The organism is Kribbella orskensis (assembly GCF_004342085.1).
Taxonomy (GTDB): domain Bacteria; phylum Actinomycetota; class Actinomycetes; order Propionibacteriales; family Kribbellaceae; genus Kribbella; species Kribbella orskensis.
On sequence record NZ_SLWM01000003.1, the window covers coordinates 532,552 to 552,094 of the forward strand.

Below are 19,543 nucleotides of genomic sequence, written 5' to 3' on the forward strand. Positions count from 1 at the left end.
CAATGTCTGCACCCACGCCTGCCCGATCGGTCGCCGTACCGGCCATCTCGCCGCGCCTGCTCCGTGTCGCCCTGCTCGCGGTCGGCCTGCTGCTGATGCTCGCCTACCTGGTCGCCTTCGACCAGGGCGCCGTCTCGCAGTCGGGCATGTACCTGCACGAGCTGATGCACGACGGGCGCCACCTGCTCGGCGTCCCCTGCCACTGAGTCCTGTCGCCACCTGATCGGAAAGACAGGATCGCCATGCGCACCTTCGGATCTGTTCTGGTGCGCGGACTCCTGGTGGGACTCTTCGCCGGCCTGCTGGCCGGAACCTTCGCGTACGTGATGGGCGAACCGCACATCGACTCCGCGATCGCCATCGAAGAGGCCGCCGGTGCCGCGCACACCCATGACGCGGATGGTCAGGCCGTCCCGGCCGAGGCCGACGAGGAGCCCCTCGTCAGCCGCACCGGCCAGCGGGCCGGCCTGTTCCTCGCCACCTCCCTGTACGGCGTGTCGCTCGGCGGCATCTTCGCTGTCGGCTTCGCCCTGTTCCGGCGCCGGCTGCGGACCGGCAGCGACTCGTACGCCGCGCTGGGGCTGGCCGCCGCGGGCTTCGTCGGGATCGTCCTCGTGCCGTTCCTCAAGTACCCGCCGAACCCGCCCGCTGTCGGTGATTCGGAGACGATCACCAAGCGGACCGTGACCTACCTGCTGACCCTGGTGATCGGCCTGCTCGCCGTCTGGGCCGGGGTCGCCGCCTCGCGCTGGGCCCAGCGGTTCGGCCCGGCGCAGTGGATCCGCCTCGCTGTCGGCGCGGCCGCCTTCCTTGCGACCGTGGTCGTGGCGTACCTGATCCTGCCGTCGATCAACGAGGTTCCGGGGTCGTTCCCCGCTACGCTGCTCTGGCAGTTCCGGCTCGCCTCGCTCGGGACGCAGTCGGTGCTCTGGCTGCTCCTCGGGCTCGGGTTCGCCGCGGTGATCGACCGTCGTACTCCGGTGTCCCAGTCCGAGGTGGTTGCAGCTTGACGAGTCTCACGTTGGTCGCCCATGCCCTGACCCCGGATCTGCGGGGCCTCGTCCTGGGTGGCGCGGCCGCTCCGGACACGTCGAGCGTCAAGGCGGCTCGTGAGCTCAGGATCAACGCGGCCGAGGTGTACTCCGGTCCGGAGCCGGCCGCCGTGCAGACAGCGGAAGCGCTCGGCCTGGTCGCGACCGTGGACAAAGCCTTGCGCGATCGCGAGTACGGCGACTGGAGTGGGCGAAGCCTCGAGGAGTTGCTCGCGACTTCACCCGAGCCTGTGGCCGCGTGGCTCGACCGGCCCCACACCGCGCCACCCGGCGGCGAGAGCGCGAACGACCTGATCACTCGAATCGCCGACTGGCTGGGCGACCTGGCCCAGCCCGAGGCGGAGCGCAGTACCGGGGTCCGGGACGTGGCGGCGGTCGTCCATCCGGCGGTGGTTCGAGCGGCGATCCTGTATGTGCTCGAAGCGCCGGCGGAGTCCCTCCGCCACGTCGACGTCCGGCCGCTGTCCGTGGTGCGCTTCAGCGAGTACGACGGTCGCTGGAGTCTGCTCGCGGGCAGCTGATCAGCTGTCCGAGACGGTGACTTGAGCGGCCAGGGGACGGCCGTCCGGGTCCGCGCGTCGTCGCTTCGTAGGTCACTTTCCGATAGATGGGACTTCCCGTCAGGGGGTTTCGGATGCCAAACTGCCGGGAGCCCGGTGTGAGGCCCGGGTGACCGACTGTGACGGGGAGTCGCGATGGCGGAGCTCGAGAAGTTGGTGCGGCGGGTGTGGAGGCTCCCGCCCGAGGCCGCGGCCCGAGAGGCGCGCGCGTTCTTTGACGCGCTGCCACCGGGCGCCGGCGTCGCCCTGGCCGACGGCCGGCCCGAGCTGGTCGGATCGCTCGACGGCGCACCCGCCGCGCTGCGCTACCGAGCTAACCACCTGCGCCTGCTCGCGGCCCGCGACCGCCTGCGGGCAGCGATCGACGCCGGTACTGCGACCGACCACGAGCGGCGGCGTCTTCAGACTGTGGACGAGTTGCTGACTCCGGTGTCAGGGATCGACGTGGATGCCTCCGGCAACGTTGTGAAGGTTCAGCGGCTGCGGCAGTTCCTGGTGGTCGAGCCCGAAGGGCAGGGCCGGGCCGTCGAGGTGCTCGGCGATCTCGATCGGGCGCGAAACATCGCGATCCTGGTACCCGGGATGGGCAACAACCTGGAGACCCTGCGCGACCAGGTGGACCGCGCGGATCTGATCCGGCGCGAGGCCGGGCCCGGGACGGCTTCCGTGCTCTGGCTCGACTATGACTCTCCACAAGGCGTTCGCGATGCGATGAGTAGTGTTCCCGCCCAGGAAGCTGGACCCGGGCTGCGGCGCTTCACCGCCGGGCTCGACACCGAGACGTTGCCCACGGCAAAGGTCACGCTGATCGGGCACAGCTACGGTAGCCACGTGGTGGGACAGGGACTGATCAACGGCGTGCGGGTCGACCGGGTCGTGCTGACCGGCAGCCCCGGCGTCGCGAAGTCGGTGAACGGCGCCGCCGAACTGGTGCCGTCCCAGACCAGGTTGTTCGTCGAACGGGCGCCAGGCGACTACGTCTCCTACACCGAGTGGCACGGCCCGGACCCGGCCACCTACCCAGACGCGACTCGGATGGCGACCCACGAACCGAGCGGCGGCGGGACCACGGTCCAGGGCCACAACGAGTACTACCGGCCGAACAGCGAGGCGCTCCGCAACGTCGGCCGGGTGGTCCGTGGCGACCTCGCACACATCACCACCACCGACACGAGCCGCTCGGCCGAGACCAAGCTCGCGCTCAGGCTGTCCTGGGGCGAGCCGCTGCACTCCGCTGCCGGCGCGGCGGCCAAGGTGTTCGACGGCATCGCCGCGCTCCGGAAGACCACGCCTGACCGTGCCGCGGCGTCCACCCCGGTGCCGCAGCAGGGAGCGCTCGAGCAGGGCACCCGCCCCGCGACGCACCCGGCCAGAACCGCCGCCGCGCACCCCGGACGGCCGGAAGGACCCCAGCGATGACGCTGACCGAGGCCCGCGACTTCCTCCGATCCGAACTCCTCGCCGTGGCGACGGCCGTAGTACCGGGTCAGAAGGCTGTGGTCACTGACGATCCAGGACCGATCAACCCAGGCGCCCTCTTCGACGGCCGCGGCCCGGCCACGGTCTGCAGCATCACCGTCGAAACAGGCGAGCCGACCGCGTCAGATCCGGCCTGGGCGGTTGCCGCAGCGGCGGCCGTCCTCCAAAGCCGAGGCTGGCGAGCGGAGGTAGAACCGGTCGAGGACACCCACCACCGCTTAGCCGCCTCACGCGACGGCTTCGAAATCACCGTCCACGCCTGGACCACCGACTGGCGCCTAACCTTCACCGGCGAAACGCCACCGCTCCCCGGCTCGGGGGAGTAAGAGGTCACCAGGGGTCGTCGATGCCTCGAGAGTCGTCCGCAGCCGGCTCGTGTGTCGCAGCCACCTTGGCCAGTGAGCGCCTAACTGCGACCGGCTCTGTGCACAGTGCCCCTGTGCACAGGTTGTCCTCATCCTGCCGCTTGACTGACCGGTGACGCGCGCGCCTGTGGACAACCTGACCGCTTCCGGCCAATCACGGGATCCCTTGTAAATAAGGGGTTCTCGGTTCGGAAACTGTCGGCGGGTGTGTCTACAGTCGTGGGTATGGAACTGGTGGAGATGCGCCCGGCGTACACGATGAGCGGCAGCGAAGCGCTGTCCGCTCTCGACGCCCTGCACATCGAAGCCGCGACGCGAGACACCTACCGTCTGGAACTCCTGGCCCGGCTCGAAGAAACCGGCTACGCCAAGGAACTCGGCGCCCGCGACACAACGCGCTTGCTGTCGATGCGCCACCGTCTGGACGCGGGCACCGTCCGCCGCGACCTCAAGCTGGCCACCAATCTCGCCAAGTACCAGGCCGTCACCGCCGCCCTGCCCGACCCGCACACCCCGACCATCCACGCCGCCCCGACCGCCGCGCCGGACACCAACGACCTGGCGCACCTCGACACGGGTCCTGATGACACTCGGCCGCACCTTCACCCTGCCCAGGCCGAGGCGATCGTCAGTGCGCTAGAGAGTGTCCGGAAGTCGGCCATGATCGCGGTCGAGGACTTGCAGACGGCCGAGGACCAGATGGTGAAGGCCGCCGAGTTCCTATCGCCGTTGGACCTAGGCAAACTCGGCCGGCAAGTCCGCGACCGCCTCGACACCGACGGCCCTGAACCCGCCGAGGACCAGGCGTACCGGCGCGAGTCGCTGTGGCTGCACAACGCCGACCACGGCATCAAGTTCGGCGGCTTCCTGGCCAACGAGAACGCCGAGGCGCTGAAGACGGCGATCCATGCCCTTGCGAAGCCGCACAAGACCGTCACCGGCGAACTCGACCCTCGCTCCCGCGACAAGCGCCAAGCGGACGCCCTGACCACCCTCATCACTCTCGCGGCCAACGCAAACGACGCCGACTCCGGCCATCGCAGCATCGCGATGACTGTCACGATCGACTACGCCGACCTCAAATCCAGGCTCACCACGGAGAGCGCCGACGGAATCGCTGTCGCAGAAGGAGTTGGAGGAGACGTGGGTGCGGGATCCACCGGCGACGGATTCGGTGAACTCGTCTACGGCGACAACCTGTCCGCGGCCGCCGTACGCCGCCTCGCCTGCGACGCGGGCATCATCCCGATCGTCCTGGGCTCCCGTTCCGAACCGCTCGACGTCGGCGCCGAACAGCGCTTCGTCACTCGCCCCATCCGCCGCGCCCTCAACAGACGCGACAAGGGCTGCGTCGTCTGCGGCGCACCCCCGATCCAGTGCGAGGCGCACCACCTCATCCACCGGGCCGACGGCGGCCCCACCGCGGTGACCAACCTGGTCCTCCTCTGCAAGGCCCACCACACAGACCTCCACAAGGGCCACTGGACGATCACCATCACCAACGGCACCGTCCACGTAGCCCGCCCATCGTGGGCCGAACCAACCCGCAGACACCTCCGCCGCCGCCCAACACCGCGCGGCCCAACAGCCGGCCACCCATCACCCGACGGCCCATCAGTCGACGGGTCGGTAGCGGACGGGTCGGTCGCTGATCGGCCACTACCAATACCCCAACCGCCACCCAACAGGACCGGGCCCACCCCAGGACCCATCCCCGACCACGTCGCTTCGCCCAGCCCTCCAGCGACGAGGCGCGATGAGCGACGGCCTGTGCCTGCGCTCGGTCGGGCGTGGCCCATGGACCGCGACATCCCATGGATCACGCCAGCGGAAGCCGCACTCCTGAGCCCCTGGGAAGACACAGCAAGCCCACGAGCGGGCTGAGCTGGGAAGCCCACGCGCAGGCTGGGGCAGTTCACGCGCAGGCTGAGCGGGGTGGTCCACGAGCGGGCTGAGTTGGGTAGCTCACGAGCAGGCTGATCGGGTGGCCCAGGGGCGGGCGGAGTGGGGTAGGTCAGGAGTTCGAAGGGTGGCCCAGCAGACGAGAGCCGACTGCCGCCACCCGCACATCGAACTGAACCAGCCGCGGCACCGGTCCACTGGGTGCCAAACCCCCAACGAACGTCTGATTCACGGGGAACCAGACTGCGGTGCTCCCTGCCACAGCTCCACAGGCTCAGCCCCGGCATGCACGACGTGCCCCGAGAAGCTGGCCGGCCGCACCCGGATCCAGGCTTGCGACTTGTCGCATCCACCTGGCCAATCACGATTCCACCGACCCACCGACCCACCGACCCGCCGACCCGCCGACCCGCCGACCCGGCTGGCTTATCGAGTCCACGCGGGCCGCTGCCGCTCGCTCGTCCGCCGTTCGCTCCTCGCCGCTCGCTCCTCGGCCGCTCCCACCCCTCGCCGGCTCTTGGGTACCCCCGTCCCCCGCTCGAGCACGATAGGTGGTTCGCCGCCTGGCAGCCGTCGAGGCGAGGTGCGCCTGTCCGCTCGGCCGGCTCGGCCGGGCGACTGGCCAACCCTGGCGGATGTGCCGTCACCAGGAGCGGGCATCCCCGAGGAGCAGGGAGTTCGTCCACTCGCGTTCGGGACCGCATGTGATCACCGAGCGGGCGACGGCGAAGCCCGCGACCCACGGGTGGGAGCTGCCGCGGAGTGAGTGGCGGAAGAGCGAGCGTGGTCGGCCGCGTGGGGTCGTCGTACCGGTTAGCTGTTTGCCTTGCGCTCTGCGGCGCTTTGTAGGACGCAGAACTCGTTGCCTTCGGGGTCGAGCATCACTACGAAGCCGGCGCCGGGCTTTGCTCCGGGTTCGAGTTTTTCGGTGGTGGTGCGGTCGTCGTGGATGGTGGCGCCGAGGGTGAGCAGCCACTCGACCTCGGCCTCGCGGGGGCCGTCTGGTTCCAGGTCCAGGTGGACGCGGTTCTTGACGGTCTTGCCGTCGGGGTTCTGCCAGAAGAGCAGCGTCATCGAGTCGGTGGTGACGGATGCGGCGGGGTCGCCCGGGAAGTCGTCGTCGGCGAGTTTGCCTTTGAGCACCTTGGCCCAGAAGGTCGCCAGGGTGTACGGGTCGTGGGTGTCGAACGTGACGGTGCGTACGGAGGAGGTCATACGGCAGACAGTGCCGCAGACCGCCCCCGTCCGCTACCGGATTTCAGGCCTTGCCGAGCGTCTGCTTCTGGCGCCCCAGGCCCTGGATCTCGCACTCGACGGTGTCTCCGGGCGACAGGTACGGGAAGCGGCCGGACAGCGCGACGCCCTCCGGGGTGCCGGTGTTGACGATGTCGCCTGGGTCGAGAGTCATGTACTGCGAGAGGTCGCGGACCAGGGCGGCGACCGAGAAGATCATGTCGCGGGTGTTGGAGTCCTGGCGCGGTTCGCCGTTCACCCAGGACTTGAGGTCCAGGTTCTGCGGGTCGTCGACCTCGTCGGCCGGGATCAGCGCGGGGCCGAGCGGGTTGAAGGTCTCGCAGCACTTGCCCTTCGACCACTGGCCGCCGGACACCTCGAGCTGGAAGGCGCGCTCGGAGACGTCATTGGCGACCGTGTACCCCGCGATGCAGGCCAGCGCCTCCTCGTCGGAGGACAGATACCGGGCGGTCTTGCCGATCACCACGGCCAGTTCCACCTCCCAGTCGGTCCGGGTCGAGCCCCGCGGCACCAGCACCTCGTCGTACGGGCCGACGACGGTGTTCGGGTGCTTGAAGAAGACGATCGGCTCCTTCGGCGGTTCGGCGCCGGACTCGGCCGCGTGGGCGGCGTAGTTCTGGCCGATGCAGACCACGGCGGCCGGCCTCGCGATCGGCGCGCCGACCCGGAGCCCTTCGGCCGACGCGACCGGCAGGGATCCGGCGTCGAGGGCGGCGCGGGCCCGGGCGATGCCGTCGGAGGCGAGGAAGGCGCCGTCGATGTCGGCGGTGACGGAGCTCAGGTCATAGACGGTGCCGTCGGTCGAGCGCAGGTACGGGCGCTCGTCACCGACCGCGCCGAGGCGCAGCAGTTCCACAGACTCTCCTAGCTAGACGGAAGTTCCTGGTCGAACACGGGACGCAACCGCGCCCGCGAGGCTTCGATGTGGGACCGCATCGCGGCGGCCGCCTCGACCGGGTCGGCCTTGCGGACCGCCGCCACGATCGCCTTGTGCTCGCGCAGGGCCTTCGTCGCGATCCCGCCGCCGTAGTACAGCCGGAACAGGTGCAGGTGGCAGTGGGTGCGGGCGAAGGACTGCCGGGCGGTCTCGTTGCCGGCCAGTTCCAGCACCAGGTCGTGGAACCGCTGGTCGTGCGCGGCCATCGCCTTGTAGCTGTCATAGTCCGGCCGGTCCGGGACGTCGGTGTAGCTGAGCATCTCGTTCTTGAGCCGGGTCAGGTCCTCCGGGGCGGTCCGCTCCGCGGCACGGCCGGCCGCCCAGGGTTCGATGTGCAGCCGGTACTCGAAGAGGTCCTCGAACTCGGCCCGGGTCAGCGTCGACGACACCCGGTAACCGCGCAGGGGCTCCTTGATCACCAGGCCGTCGGACTCCAGCCGGGCGAGGGACTCGCGAATGGGCGTTTGCGAGATGCCCAGTTCCCGGGTCAGGGCGTCGATGTTCAGCCGGGTCCCCGGCGCGACCACGCTGTCCATGATCAGGCCCTTGACCGTCTCGTAGACGTCGTCGCTCAGTACCTGTCGCTGGGGCAGGCGCGTGAGCTGCCCCGCCAGACCCACATGCGCATCAGTCACAGTAGCTCCTCCCGAAGCCTCATTCTGCCCGACCGACCGTCACAAGTGTGCACAGTCGTTACCGACACATGTCTTGACGCCATCAGTGTGAGGCGGCAGCATCAAGTACGCAATATCCTATAGGATCTCCGAGGAGACATCTCCATGGTCGCCCCATCGTCGCCCTACCCCAGGACCGCTGTCGGGTTGGCCGTCGTCGCGCTCGCCGCGACCGGCTGCATCACCAAGGACTCGAACGACACCGCGGGCGGTCCGGCGGACGATGACGCCTCCACCGGTACGTCGAACGGCCCGGTGGGCCTGAAAGGCGGCTCCAAGGTGGAGCTTGCCCAGATCCCGGGTGGGGTGATCGTCGACTCCGGCTCGTTCGTCGTCACCAAGGCCAACGTGGACACCCATGACACGGAGCGGAAGGCGAAGACGGTCGAGGTGCAGAAGGACTTCGCCTCCCAGTTCTCGTGCTCGTGACCGGCATGCAAGCGCACACGCAGGCCCAGCCGAACGCACGGACGGATACCCAGAGGGACATGCAGACCTTGCCTAAGACAACCATCAGCCGGGCCGAGGCCTTCCTCGTCGACCTCGAGGTGGAGACCGTCCGGACCGACGCCGTGCAGTCGTTCCTCAAGCAGGAGACGGTCCTCGTCGAGCTCGAGACCACCGACGGCTTCGTCGGCCTCGGCTACTCGTACACGATCGGCACCGGCGGTACGGCGGTGCTCGCGATGCTGCGGGACCACCTGCTGCCGCGCCTGGTCGGTGCGGACGCGCGCAACGTCGAGGGGATCTGGTTCGACCTGTTCGCCTCCACCCGGGCGACCACGGTCGGCGCGATCACCTCGCTCGCGCTGGCCTCCGTCGACACCGCGCTGTGGGACCTCCGCTGCCGTCGCGCCGGTGAGCCTCTTTGGCGTCTGGCCGGCGGCTTCCGCCGGAACGTGCCGCTGTACGACACCGAGGGCGGGTGGTTGCACCTGACCACCGACCAGCTCGTCGCCGGGGCGCTCGCCTCGCAGAAGGCCGGCTGGCCCGGGGTGAAGCTGAAGGTCGGCAAGCCCCGAGTGCACGAGGACCTCGAGCGGCTCAGCGCAGTCCGGGACGCAGTCGGCCCCGCGCTCGACATCATGGTGGACGCGAACCAGTCGATGACGTACGCCGAGGCGAAGCGCCGGGCCAGGGCCTTCGAGCCGCTGGACCTGAGCTGGTTCGAGGAGCCGCTCCCGGCCGACGACCTGACTGGGCATGTCCGCCTCGCGGAGTCCACCTCGATCCCGATCGCGGTCGGCGAGTCGATGTACTCCGTGTCGCAGTTCCGCGAGTACCTCGCGGCCGGTGCCGCCGGGATCGTCCAGGTCGACGTGGCCCGGATCGGCGGCATCACCCCGTGGCTGAAGGTGGCGCACCTGGCCGAGACCTTCAACCTCGAGGTCTGCCCGCACTTCCTGATGGAGCTGCACGTCAGCCTGACGGCCGCCGTACCGAACGGGCGGTACGTCGAGCACATCCCGCAGTTGCGGGCGATCACCACGGCTGAGATGGAGATTGTGGACGGCCACGCTGTCGCGCCGGACGAGCCCGGTCTCGGCATCGCCTGGGACCGCGACGCGATCGACGACCGGCGCGTTTCGTGATCCGGCTGATCCACGCGGGAAGGACGGCGGCGGCATGAACGGGCGGGTTGACGCGCATCACCACATCTGGGACCTGAGCGTCCGGGAGCAGAGCTGGATGGTCGGGCCGGCGATGGATCCGCTGCGGCGGAACTTCTCGATCGATGACCTCGCCCCGCTGGCGGCCGCGACGGACGTCACCGCCACCGTGATGGTGCAGACCGTCGGGGTGCCCGAGGAGACACCGGAGTTCCTGGCCGTTGCCGCTGACAACGAGCTGGTCGCTGGTGTGGTCGGCTGGGTGGACCTCAAGGCCGACGACGTCGCGGATGCCCTGGCCCGCTTGAAGGAGCGACCCGACGGCGAATGGCTGAAGGGGATCCGGCACCAGGTGCACGATGAGGAGGACCCGCGCTGGTTGTGCCGCTCCGACGTACGGGCTGGGCTTGCCGCGGTGGCTGAGGCTGGCCTGGTCTACGACCTGCTGACCAAGACGCCGCAGCTGCCGGCCGCGGTGGAGACGGTGCGGGCGCTGCCGGAGTTGTCGTTCGTGGTCGACCACATCTCCAAGCCGGTGGTCGGCGAGAGCCTGGAGCCGTGGGAAGCCGAACTACGCTCGCTCGCAGCGCTGCCGAACGTGTGCTGCAAGTTGTCGGGCATGGTGACCGAGGCGTCGTGGACCGACTGGAAGGTGTCGGACCTCCAGCCGTACGCGGACGTCGTGCTGGACGCGTTCGGCCCGGACCGGGTGATGTTCGGCTCGGACTGGCCCGTCTGCCTGCTGGCCGCTTCGTACAGCGAGGTCATGCAGGCGGGTGTCGACCTCACCTCAGGTCTCACCAGTACCGAACGCGACGCCGTCTTCGGTGACACCGCCCGCCGCGTCTACGACCTGACCTGATCACGGGAGGCGGATGAAGTCCCGGGTGGCCGTGGCGGTGATCGCGGCGAGGGCCGAGGCGTCCTGAGGGCGGCCGCCGGCGACGATCTCGAACAAGGTCTGCTGGGCGTCGTTGACGGAGACGAGTCGGTCGACGACCAGCCGCGGACCGCGGGTGGGATCCGTGTAGGTGTAGGTGAAGGTCGTGTGGTGGAAGACCACTCCGGTGAAGTTCGGGTTGGTCGCCTTGGTGGTGCCGTCCACGCGGGAGATGAGCCTGAAGTCGGCCGACGCGGTACTGGCCAAGGTGAGTTTGCGGTCGGTCAGCATCTTCACCGGGAGGTCCGAGGCATTGGCGTTCACCCGGAGGTTCCAGAGCTTGTTCGGGCTGCTGAACCGCACCTCGAAGGTGGACAGCTTGACCATCGACCAGGTCTTCGGCGCCAGGATGATGACACCGACCTCGGTGGCCGGATCTCCCCAGCCTCGATGTGCGTACTGCACCTGGGCCGGCGTCAGCGCGGGCACCGCCGGCGTCGGCCCGGCGCTCGGCTTGGAGTTGGGCCCGGTACTCGGCTCAGTGCTGGCGTTGCCGCCCGGCTCAGTGCCCGAGCCGGGGCTGGGCTCCGCGCTGGGATTGGTACTGGGGTTGGTGCTGGCGCCGGCGTTCGGGCCGGCTCCGGGGTGCTCGTTCGCGTCGGCTGAGTGTGAGCCGATCACTAATCCGGCGGTGACACCGCCGGCGAGGACGACGGCGGCGACTGCGCTGAGCGCGGCGGTACGACTGAGCTTCATCCGGCTTCCCTCAGGTCCTGACGGTCCTCTGACCGCACCCCTTCGACGCCTTCGCCGGGTCAGAAGTTCACTCGGTCGCGAACTCCACTCTGACCCCGAGCAGCCGCACCGGCCGGCGGAGCTCGAACTTCTCCAGCAGTACCAGGGCGGCCGCCGCGATCACCTCGGGATCCTGAGTGATCTCCGGCAGTTTGCGGCTCTTGATCGGGGTGAAGAACGAGGTGAACCGCACCTTGACGGCGATCCGCTGGATGCTGCGGCCGTCCGCGACCACCTCCCGCGTCACCGTCTCGGCGATCCGGCGCAACTCCCGCTCGATCTCCGCCCGCTCCACGAGGTCGGTGGCGAACGTCTCCTCGTGGCTGCGCGACACCGGCTCGCGCGGTACGTCGGTCACCTCGGTGTCGCCGAGTCCTCGTCCGAGCGCGAGGTACCAGGTGCCCATCTTCGGACCGAAGCGCTTCTTCAGTACGTCGAGGTCGGCGGCCGCGAGGTTCGCGACGGTGAACAGCCCGAGTTCGTTGAGGTTCTGCGACATCCGGCTGCCGATACCCCAGAGGTCGCGGACCGGACGGTGGTGCATCACCTCGGCCCAGTTCGCGGCGGTCAGCCGGTAGATCCCCTCGCCGGACCCCCTGTCGCGTTTCCCGAACCCGGTGGCCAGTTTGGCGCGCACCTTGTTGTCGCCGATCCCGATCGAGCAGGACAGCCCGGTCCGCTCCAGCACAGCCCGCCGCAGTTCCCGGGCCAACGCCTCCGGGTCGTCGGTCGAGGCGCCGACGAAGCACTCGTCCCAGCCCCACACCTCGACGATCACCGGGAACTCGCGCAGCGTGTCCATCACCTCGGTGGAAGCAGCGTCGTACGCCGCTGGGTCGGTCGGCAGGAAGACAGCGTCCGGGCAGCGTTTCGCGGCTGCCCGGAGCGGCATGCCCGAGTGCACGCCGAACTCGCGAGCCTCGTACGACGCGGTGGCGACCACCTGGCGGGCCTGGGTCGGGTCGCCCGAGCCGCCGACCACCACCGGGAGTCCCCGGAGTTCGGGATGACGCCGGATCTCGACCGCGGCGATGAACTGGTCCATGTCGACGTGCAGGATCCACCAGCTCATACCCCAGGGGTATCACAGACGGCAGAACAGGTCTTGGACCTCGACGCGTGACCGAAGGAGGCTTGAAACGACGAAAGGAATTGAGCATGAAGGTATTTCTGACCGGCGGTTCCGGCTACATCGGCCGGGCCACGATCGAATCACTGCGCCGGCACGGCCATGAGGTGACCGCGCTCGCCCGTAGCGACCGGGCGGTCGAAACGGTCACTGCGCTGGGCGCGAAGGCCGTCGTCGGCGACCTGACCGACCTCGACGTACTGCGGGCCGGCGCGTCCGCGGCGGACGGCGTGATCCACCTGGGCGCGGTGAACAGCCCGGAGGCGGCCACGATCGACCTGGCTGCGGCCGAGGCGATGCTCGACGGTCTCGGTGGTCGCGGACCGTACGTGCACACCGGTGGCGTCTGGGTCTACGGCGACACCGACGGGTTGATCGACGAAAGCGCGCCGACGAATCCACCGGCGATCACCGCCTGGAGACTCGACAACGAGGCCCGGGTGCTCGCCTCGGCGGCCGCCGGTTCGCGTCCCATCGTGGTGATGCCCGGACTCGTCTACGGGCGCTCGAACGGCCTGATAGAGGCGTCCTTCGTGGAGCCGGCCCGTACGGCGGGCGCGGTACGGGTGATCGGGGACGGGGCCAATCACACGACGCTGGTTCACGTGGACGACATCGCGGATCTCTACGTGCTCGCGTTGGAGGCGCCGGCCGGTGCGGTGTATCTCGGGGTTGCGCAGAACCTGCGGTTCGCGGACCTCGCGCCTGCGCTGGCTCAGGCTGCGGGCCACGCCGGCAAGAGAGTCGACCAGATCAGCCTGGAGCAGGCGCTCGAGCAGATGGGCCCGGTCGCGGACGCCTACGCTCTCGACCAGCAGATCAGCGGCGACCGGGCCCGCCGAGAACTCGGCTGGAACCCGGCCCACCTAGACGCCGCAGCCGACCTGGCCGCAGGACGCTAGCGCGGGCTCGCGGCTCCTCCGTCGCCGCCTCGCACCTGCGGTTCGACAAGAGACTGCGCTGGCTGGGGTGGCGAGTGTCAGAGGGGCTTGCGCATTTGCTGTGAGGTGACGCGATAGCCGAGGGAGTCGTACAGGGCGATCGCTGTGGTGTTGTTGCCGAAGACGTTCAGTTCGAGGTGTTCGAAGCCCCGGCGGCGGCACTCCTCCTCGCCGGCCAGCATGATCGAGCGGCCGTAGCCCTTGCCGCGCTGGTCCTCGTCCACCTCGATGCCGTAGATGAACGGGTTCTTCTTCTGGGTGCTGATCCACAGGTTGCCGACCGGCTCGCCCTGGTGGCACGCCATCCAGATCAGGTGGTGCTCGGTGTCCCGGCCGTCCGGGAGCAGTTTGGCTGTCTCCTGGCGGGCGATCTCGAGAGCGGTGACGGGGTCGAGCCCGCGGGACGGGCCGATCCCGGCGGCGAACGACGCGGCGGCCCGCTCGCTCCAGGCGGCGAACTCGTCCTCGGTCAGCGGGCGGAGGGTGACAGGCGGCGGTGCCTTCGGGCTGCTCACCCGTAGGAAGATACCGCCGCGGGCGGCTCGGTGGCACCCGGCCCAGGACCGCGCTGCGGTAGGCTCCGCGCGAGATAGTTGCCGCTGGCCACTGTCTGACGCGGGGCCGCCGCCGCGTCCGGGAGTCGCCGGCGATTCCAGGAGGAGCCGGCGGTTTCAGGTGCCGCATGCCGGCGTCACCATCAAGGTGCTGACGCGGGCCGGGACGTCGATGCGGATCCTGGTCTCCCGGTAGGAGGTTTATCGGCGGGTACTTTGACAGATGCCGCGGTTATGCAGACAGCCGTGCGGAACCAGACCACTCCGAGGTGTCTGTGATGGCTCACCTTCAACGGACCCGCCGATGAGGCGCAAGCCGCCCGCCGGGGCGGTCACCAAAGCGCCGGAGGGACTCCCGTCCCCGCTGCTCGAGAACTGGGAGTGGCAGGACGATGCCGCCTGCCGGGACGTGAATCCGGAACTGTTCTTCTCCGCCGAGTCCGAGCGGGGCATGCGCAAGCACGCCCGCGAGGTGCTGGCCAAGTCGCTCTGCGGCACCTGCCCGGTGAGACGGCAGTGCCGCGAGCACGCGGTCGTGGTCGGCGAGATGTACGGCGTCTGGGGCGGCACCACCGAGGAAGAGCGCGAACCCGCTCTCCACGGCCGCCGCCGCTGACCCCCTCAGCCCTGGGTTACTCGCCGGTTAACATGACGGCATGGAGCTGACTCTGGAGCTGGCCGAGAAGGTGCTCGCGTCGCAGCCGTTCAGCGTGCTGCTGGGGACCAGGGTGGTCGCCTTCGGTGACGGCGGAGCGGTCCTCGAGCTGAACGTCCGCGACGATCTCCGGCAGCAGAACGGTTACCTGCACGGGGGAGTCCTGGCCTACGCCGCCGACAACGCGATCACCTTCGCGGGCGGCACCGCGCTCGGGCCGGCGGTGCTGACCGGTGGATTCACGATCACCTACCTCCGGCCCGCCGCGGGCGCGGTACTGCGGGCCGAGGCCCGAGTGGCGCACGCCAGCAGCAGGCAGGCGACGTGCACCTGCGAGTTGTTCGTGCGGGACGAGCACGGCGACACCACGCTCTGCGCCATCGCGCAGGGCACGGTGATCGCCGTCCGTGCCTGACGTCGGCCTGAGTCTCAGTCGAACAGCTCGTCGAAGAACGACTTCTTCTTCTTGCGGTGCGGGTACTGCTGGTACTTGTCGCCGTCGTCGTAGCGGCGCTTGTCCTCGTACCGGCGGTCGTCGTACCGCTTCTCCTCGTACCGGGGACGGTCGTACTCCGGCTGGCGGGCGGGCTGGACCGGCTGAACCGGCTGGCCCGGCTGCGGCCCGTTGTAGGCGATCTCGGCGTCGACGAGCTTCTCCAGCTCGCCACGGTCCAGGAAGATGCCGCGGCACTCGGTGCACTGGTCGACAGTGACACCGCTGCGCTCGTACGTGCGCATCGAGCCTCGGCACTTGGGGCAGGTCAGGGTCTCCATTGAGACACTCTAGGTGGCGAAATCGCCGGAACCCCGGGAGTTCAGCGAACTCTCAGGGAAGGCTCAGGCGATCCAGCCCGGTCACGCCGAGCTCGACCAGATGCTCGCGGCCGGCCGGGGGAACGTACGGTTCCGGCCAGAAGTCGGTGATCCGGGCGATCAGCTCGCCGCGCAGCTCGAAGTACACGAGACCCACCAGCTCCTCGTCACCCACGGTGAAGTTCATCGACGCGGCGGCGGTGGCGCCGTCCGCGATCAGCCGGGTCACGGTGAGCCGCCAGTCGCCCGGATACTCCCGGTTGAAGGCGAGGTACTTCTCCCGGCCGGTGATCCGCTCGCCGGTCTGCGGCATCTCGTAGACCACGTCCTCGGTCACCAGCGCGCCGAAGTCGTCCCACTCGCGCTCGCTCATCGTCTCGAAGTACAGCCGGACCACGGCCCGGGTCTGCTCGGTGCCAGTCATGACGCGACCGTAGACCCCGCCGCCGACATCGGCTGATGAGAGGATGCACGAGCCGTTTCCGAATCCTGGGGAGAACGATGGCTGAGCAGTCCGCCGGTTTGCTGGCCCGGCGACGGGCCCGCGGTCTGTGGGTCAAGGGCGCCAAGCAGCTGGGCTTCGCGAAGACCGGCGAGGAGGCCGGTACGCCGGACAAGCCCGCCGCGCTGGACACCTTCACCCGGGCCCTCGAGCTGGATCCGGGGATGACGGACGCGTGGCTCGGCTTCCACGCGGCCGGTGGCGACCACGACACCGCGCTCGACAAGCTGGTGGCCGGACTGGGCCGGTTCGGCGAGGAGCGCGACCAGGACAAGCGCCGGCTGAACTCGACCTTCCAGGCCGGCTGGTGGTTCACCCACCAGCTGGAGACCACCGACCACGTCTGGCACGCGGAGGTCCTCCGCCTGCTCGCGGCGGGTGACATCGACAAGGCCGCGGAAGCCGCCGACAAGGTGATCGAGGGCACCCGGCGGCACTTCCTGCTCTCCAACGTGGCGATGCTGCGCAAGCAGTACGACGTGGCGATCCACGAGCTCCGCCAGGTCCCGCAGGACGGGCACCTCGGCGCCGAGGCGGTACTGCGGCTCGGCATGCTGCTCGCCACGGTCGAGCAGTGGAGCGAGGCGGAGACCCTGCTCCGGCAGGCCGCCGGCCAGCAGCTGAACAACCTCGTCCAGGTGGACGCGGAGTACTACCTGGGCTTCGTCTACCGCGGCACGAACCGCGAGGAGAACGCGCTCCGCCAGTTCGAGTGGGTCTACGAGCGGAACAACGCCCACCGGCAGGTCGCGGAGGCCCTCGCGGACTCCGACCTGCGGTTGGACACCCGCCCGGCGCCCCGCAGTACCGGGCCTGTCGCGCCCGTCATCAGGCGGGGCGCGCCGACCCAGCCGTCGCTGCACCGCCAGCCCGACTGGGGAGCGGTGCAGGGCATCCTCAACGAGCTCGACCGCAACGTCGGGATGGAGGACGTCAAGCGCCAGGTCTCCGCGGTCGCGGCCCAGGTGCGGGCCGGCCTGATGCGGGCCGAGCGCGGCCTGCCGACCGCCAAGCTCGGCGGCCACCTGATCTTCGCCGGACCGCCCGGCACCGGCAAGACCACCGTCGCCCGCGTCGTCGCCCGCTTGTACTGCGCGCTCGGCCTGCTCGCCGCGGACACGGTGATCGAGACCGACCGGTCCGGCCTGGTCGCCGAGTGGATCGGCCAGACCGCGGTGAAGACGAACGAGGTGGTCGACTCCGCGCTGGACGGCGTGCTGTTCATCGACGAGGCGTACGCGCTGCGCAAGAAGCGCACCGGCAACGACTTCGGCACCGAGGCGATCGACACGCTGCTGAAGCGGATGGAGGACGACCGCGACCGGCTGGTGGTGATCGTGGCCGGCTACTCCGAACCGATGGCCGAGTTCCTGGAGGCCAACCCCGGCCTCCGCAGCCGCTTCTCCAGCCGCATCGACTTCCCCCGCTACACCGCCGACCAGCTCCGCGAGATCGCCTACCGCCTGGTCCAGAACCGCGGGGACCACCTGACCGAGTCCGCCATGGCCAGCCTGACCGCCGTACTCGACCAGGTCTGCTCCAACGGCCGCATCGACGAACTGGGCAATGCCCGCTTCATCCGCACCGTGCTCGAAGCCGCCGCCAAACACCGGGACCTCCGCCTCTTCAACTCCCCGGGTATCCCCTCCGACGAAGCGCTGGTGACGCTGGACGCCTCCGACCTGAAGGCAGCCGTCGAGGAGATCCTGAGCTTCTGAGTCACCGGCTCGACACACTCGGCAACCAGGTCCGCGTCGACACCCCGGCTGCCATCGGTTGTTCAGGTTCTGTTTGCCGCAGGGCCGTCGGCCGGGGAGAGGATCAACTCGCTCCGACGGCCACCGCGGCGTCCGCTCGAGGAAACCCGCCGGAGACCACGAGCTCCGCGCGAACTCGCGTGTACCGAACCTCGGGCCGGCGTCCCCTGGACGTCGCCCACGAATGCCCCAAGGAGCATCCGCATGTCTCTCGCTCGTCGTTCCGTCCTCCGCGGTGCCGCCGGCGCCGGTGCCGCGGGCGTCGGCTTCGCTGCCGTCGGCGCTGTCCCGTCGCTCGCCGAGGCGACGCCCCGGCCGCAGCACCAGCCGTTTCCGTCGCACCGCCCGTTCCCGCCGCTGATGGACGACCCGAAGGGCCTGCTGGCGCTGCCGCCGGGCTTCAAGTACACGGTCGTCACCCACGCCGGCGAGACCAAGCTCAAGTCCGGTCAGCCGACCCCGAGCCTGCACGACGGCACCGCCGCCTTCGAAGACGGCCGGAACTACGTGCTGATCCAGAACCACGAGATCGGCGCCAACGACCCGCTGGGCGTGCCGCAGATCGCCGGCACCGTGTACGACGCGGGCGTCGGCTCGGCCGGCGGCTGCACGGTCATCTCGGTCGACCGGGACGGCCGCATCCGCGGCGAATGGGTCGGCATCTCCGGCACGCTCACCAACTGCGCCGGTGGCCCGACGCCGTGGGGCACCTGGATGACGTGTGAGGAGACCGAGTCCAAGGCCAACGGCACCACCCGGCTCAAGGACCACGGGTACGTCTTCGAGGTCTGGGCCGACGGTGAGACGGCGCACCCGGTCCCGCTCAAGGCGCTCGGCCGCTACGCCCACGAGGCCCTCGCGATCGACAAGTCGCGGACCCACATCTACCTGTCCGAGGACGCCTCGGGCCCCAACGGCCTGTTCTACCGGTGGTCCGGACCGCGTGGCTACAAGCTCAGCTCCAAGAGCTGGCAGGACCTCGCGGACGTCAACTTCGGCACCCTCGAGGCGATGGCCATCCTCGGAGACGACGGCAAGCCGATCCCGGACGTCGCCTACCTGACGTCGGCCCAGTTGCTGCGTCCGTTCCGGGTCGCCTGGGTGCCGGTGCCCGACCGTGACGCGGTCTCGGTCTCGGTCCGCAAGCAGCTCACCGACGACAAGGTCACCCGGGGCAAGAAGTTCGAGGGCGTCTACGGCACCGACGAGGGTGTCTACGTCGTCAACTCCTTCGCCGAGGGCGGTTCTTCGGACCTGCCGGCCGACGCGGTGCCGCACGACGGCATGGTGTGGTTCTACAACTACGAGGCCAAGACCATCCAGCTGGTCACCTACTTCCCGGAGAGTGCCGCCGCCGACCTGGGCGCCGAGGCGAAGTACAACGACTACAACTTCGACAGCCCGGACAACGTGACCGTCACCCCGTGGGGCTCGCTCGTCCTCGCCGAGGACGGCAACGCCAGCAGCCACGTGCTCAGCTCGACCCCGGGCGGCCCGACGTACGCGATCGCGCGCAACATGCTCAACGACTCCGAGTTCACCGGCCCGACCTTCTCCGCTGACGGGAAGGTGCTCTTCGTCAACATCCAGACCCCGGGCATCACCCTCGCCATCACCGGCCCCTGGCGCGACTACCTCGGCTGACGCCGTCCGTAGCTCCAACGACAAGCCAACGACAAGCCCC

The 19,543-nt window shown here is 69.5% G+C and carries 22 protein-coding genes; 14 read left to right on the plus strand and 8 right to left on the minus strand.

Annotation, left to right across the window (positions count from 1 at the left end; translation table 11 throughout):
• Positions 1-2: 2 nt before the first annotated feature.
• The 6 genes from EV644_RS11480 to EV644_RS11505 all read left to right on the plus strand — a co-directional run bounded on the left by EV644_RS11480 (position 3) and on the right by EV644_RS11505 (position 5,340).
• Positions 3-206: a CbtB domain-containing protein gene (locus EV644_RS11480; protein WP_132191691.1), complete on the plus strand. Its 204-nt coding sequence runs from the start codon at positions 3-5 to the stop codon at positions 204-206.
• Between the two features lie 36 nt (positions 207-242).
• Entirely contained in the window at positions 243-1,010 is a 768-nt protein-coding gene (locus EV644_RS11485) for a CbtA family protein (protein WP_132191690.1), read from the plus strand.
• Entirely contained in the window at positions 1,007-1,573 is a 567-nt protein-coding gene (locus tag EV644_RS11490; RefSeq protein WP_132191689.1) for a histidine phosphatase family protein, read from the plus strand. Before EV644_RS11485 ends, EV644_RS11490 begins: the two co-directional genes overlap by 4 nt.
• A gap of 174 nt (positions 1,574-1,747) precedes the next feature.
• Positions 1,748-3,031, plus strand: a complete 1,284-nt coding sequence (locus EV644_RS11495) for an alpha/beta hydrolase (RefSeq protein ID WP_132191688.1) — start codon at positions 1,748-1,750, stop codon at positions 3,029-3,031.
• Positions 3,028-3,417 carry a hypothetical protein gene (locus EV644_RS11500; RefSeq protein WP_241998858.1) on the plus strand — a complete coding sequence of 130 codons (390 nt, stop codon included), beginning with the start codon at positions 3,028-3,030 and terminating at the stop codon, positions 3,415-3,417. Before EV644_RS11495 ends, EV644_RS11500 begins: the two co-directional genes overlap by 4 nt.
• 264 nt (positions 3,418-3,681) lie before the next feature.
• Positions 3,682-5,340 carry an HNH endonuclease signature motif containing protein gene (locus EV644_RS11505; protein ID WP_241998857.1) on the plus strand — a complete coding sequence of 553 codons (1,659 nt, stop codon included), beginning with the start codon at positions 3,682-3,684 and terminating at the stop codon, positions 5,338-5,340.
• A gap of 831 nt (positions 5,341-6,171) precedes the next feature.
• Here EV644_RS11505 and EV644_RS11510 read toward each other — a convergent pair.
• The 3 genes from EV644_RS11510 to EV644_RS11520 are packed head-to-tail and all read right to left on the minus strand — an operon-like array spanning position 6,172 to position 8,184.
• The gene (locus EV644_RS11510) at positions 6,172-6,573 is read right to left on the minus strand and encodes a VOC family protein (RefSeq protein ID WP_132191687.1); all 402 of its coding nucleotides are present in this window, start codon (positions 6,571-6,573) and stop codon (positions 6,172-6,174) included.
• Positions 6,574-6,616: 43 nt separating this feature from the next.
• Positions 6,617-7,468 (minus strand): fumarylacetoacetate hydrolase family protein, encoded by an 852-nt coding sequence (locus EV644_RS11515; RefSeq protein ID WP_132191686.1) that lies wholly within the window; start codon positions 7,466-7,468, stop codon positions 6,617-6,619.
• 8 nt (positions 7,469-7,476) lie between these two features.
• Entirely contained in the window at positions 7,477-8,184 is a 708-nt protein-coding gene (locus EV644_RS11520; RefSeq protein WP_132191685.1) for a GntR family transcriptional regulator, read from the minus strand.
• A gap of 144 nt (positions 8,185-8,328) precedes the next feature.
• Here EV644_RS11520 and EV644_RS45265 point away from each other — a divergent pair, with 144 nt between their 5' ends.
• From EV644_RS45265 to EV644_RS11535, 3 genes are read left to right on the plus strand one after another with little or no spacing between them, the layout of a single operon-like run.
• On the plus strand, positions 8,329-8,652 hold the full coding sequence (locus EV644_RS45265; RefSeq protein ID WP_199239750.1) for a hypothetical protein: 324 nt from the start codon (positions 8,329-8,331) through the stop codon (positions 8,650-8,652).
• 59 nt (positions 8,653-8,711) lie between these two features.
• Complete coding sequence (locus tag EV644_RS11530; protein ID WP_132191684.1) at positions 8,712-9,815, plus strand: mandelate racemase/muconate lactonizing enzyme family protein; 1,104 nt, start codon at positions 8,712-8,714, stop codon at positions 9,813-9,815.
• A gap of 34 nt (positions 9,816-9,849) precedes the next feature.
• A complete protein-coding gene (locus EV644_RS11535) occupies positions 9,850-10,695 on the plus strand; it encodes an amidohydrolase family protein (RefSeq protein WP_132191683.1) in 846 nt (281 codons plus the stop codon).
• Here the strand turns inward: EV644_RS11535 and EV644_RS11540 are convergent, their stop codons facing one another.
• Both EV644_RS11540 and EV644_RS11545 read right to left on the minus strand, forming a co-directional pair.
• Positions 10,696-11,469: a hypothetical protein gene (locus EV644_RS11540; protein ID WP_132191682.1), complete on the minus strand. Its 774-nt coding sequence runs from the start codon at positions 11,467-11,469 to the stop codon at positions 10,696-10,698.
• A gap of 67 nt (positions 11,470-11,536) precedes the next feature.
• Positions 11,537-12,580: a DNA polymerase IV gene (locus EV644_RS11545; RefSeq protein ID WP_132191681.1), complete on the minus strand. Its 1,044-nt coding sequence runs from the start codon at positions 12,578-12,580 to the stop codon at positions 11,537-11,539.
• Positions 12,581-12,666: 86 nt separating this feature from the next.
• Here EV644_RS11545 and EV644_RS11550 point away from each other — a divergent pair, with 86 nt between their 5' ends.
• Positions 12,667-13,539 (plus strand): NAD-dependent epimerase/dehydratase family protein, encoded by an 873-nt coding sequence (locus EV644_RS11550; protein ID WP_132191680.1) that lies wholly within the window; start codon positions 12,667-12,669, stop codon positions 13,537-13,539.
• 77 nt (positions 13,540-13,616) lie between these two features.
• On the opposite strand, the gene EV644_RS11555 is transcribed toward EV644_RS11550, so the two are convergent.
• On the minus strand, positions 13,617-14,093 hold the full coding sequence (locus EV644_RS11555; RefSeq protein ID WP_132191679.1) for a GNAT family N-acetyltransferase: 477 nt from the start codon (positions 14,091-14,093) through the stop codon (positions 13,617-13,619).
• 343 nt (positions 14,094-14,436) lie between these two features.
• Between EV644_RS11555 and EV644_RS11560 the strand changes: the two genes are divergently transcribed.
• Positions 14,437-14,748, plus strand: coding sequence for a WhiB family transcriptional regulator (locus EV644_RS11560; RefSeq protein WP_132191678.1), 312 nt, complete (start codon positions 14,437-14,439; stop codon positions 14,746-14,748).
• Between the two features lie 40 nt (positions 14,749-14,788).
• Positions 14,789-15,202, plus strand: a complete 414-nt coding sequence (locus EV644_RS11565) for a PaaI family thioesterase (RefSeq protein ID WP_132191677.1) — start codon at positions 14,789-14,791, stop codon at positions 15,200-15,202.
• A 14-nt stretch (positions 15,203-15,216) separates the two neighbouring features.
• Here EV644_RS11565 and EV644_RS11570 read toward each other — a convergent pair whose 3' ends face one another.
• Positions 15,217-15,561, minus strand: coding sequence for a TFIIB-type zinc ribbon-containing protein (locus EV644_RS11570; protein ID WP_132191676.1), 345 nt, complete (start codon positions 15,559-15,561; stop codon positions 15,217-15,219).
• A gap of 52 nt (positions 15,562-15,613) precedes the next feature.
• On the minus strand, positions 15,614-16,024 hold the full coding sequence (locus EV644_RS11575) for a nuclear transport factor 2 family protein (RefSeq protein WP_132191675.1): 411 nt from the start codon (positions 16,022-16,024) through the stop codon (positions 15,614-15,616).
• Between the two features lie 77 nt (positions 16,025-16,101).
• On the opposite strand from EV644_RS11575, the gene EV644_RS11580 reads away from it, so the two are divergent.
• Together EV644_RS11580 and EV644_RS11585 are read left to right on the plus strand one after the other, a co-directional pair.
• Positions 16,102-17,820, plus strand: coding sequence for an AAA family ATPase (locus EV644_RS11580; RefSeq protein ID WP_132191674.1), 1,719 nt, complete (start codon positions 16,102-16,104; stop codon positions 17,818-17,820).
• A 243-nt stretch (positions 17,821-18,063) separates the two neighbouring features.
• Positions 18,064-19,503 (plus strand): alkaline phosphatase PhoX, encoded by a 1,440-nt coding sequence (locus tag EV644_RS11585; protein WP_132191673.1) that lies wholly within the window; start codon positions 18,064-18,066, stop codon positions 19,501-19,503.
• Positions 19,504-19,543 lie beyond the last annotated feature (40 nt).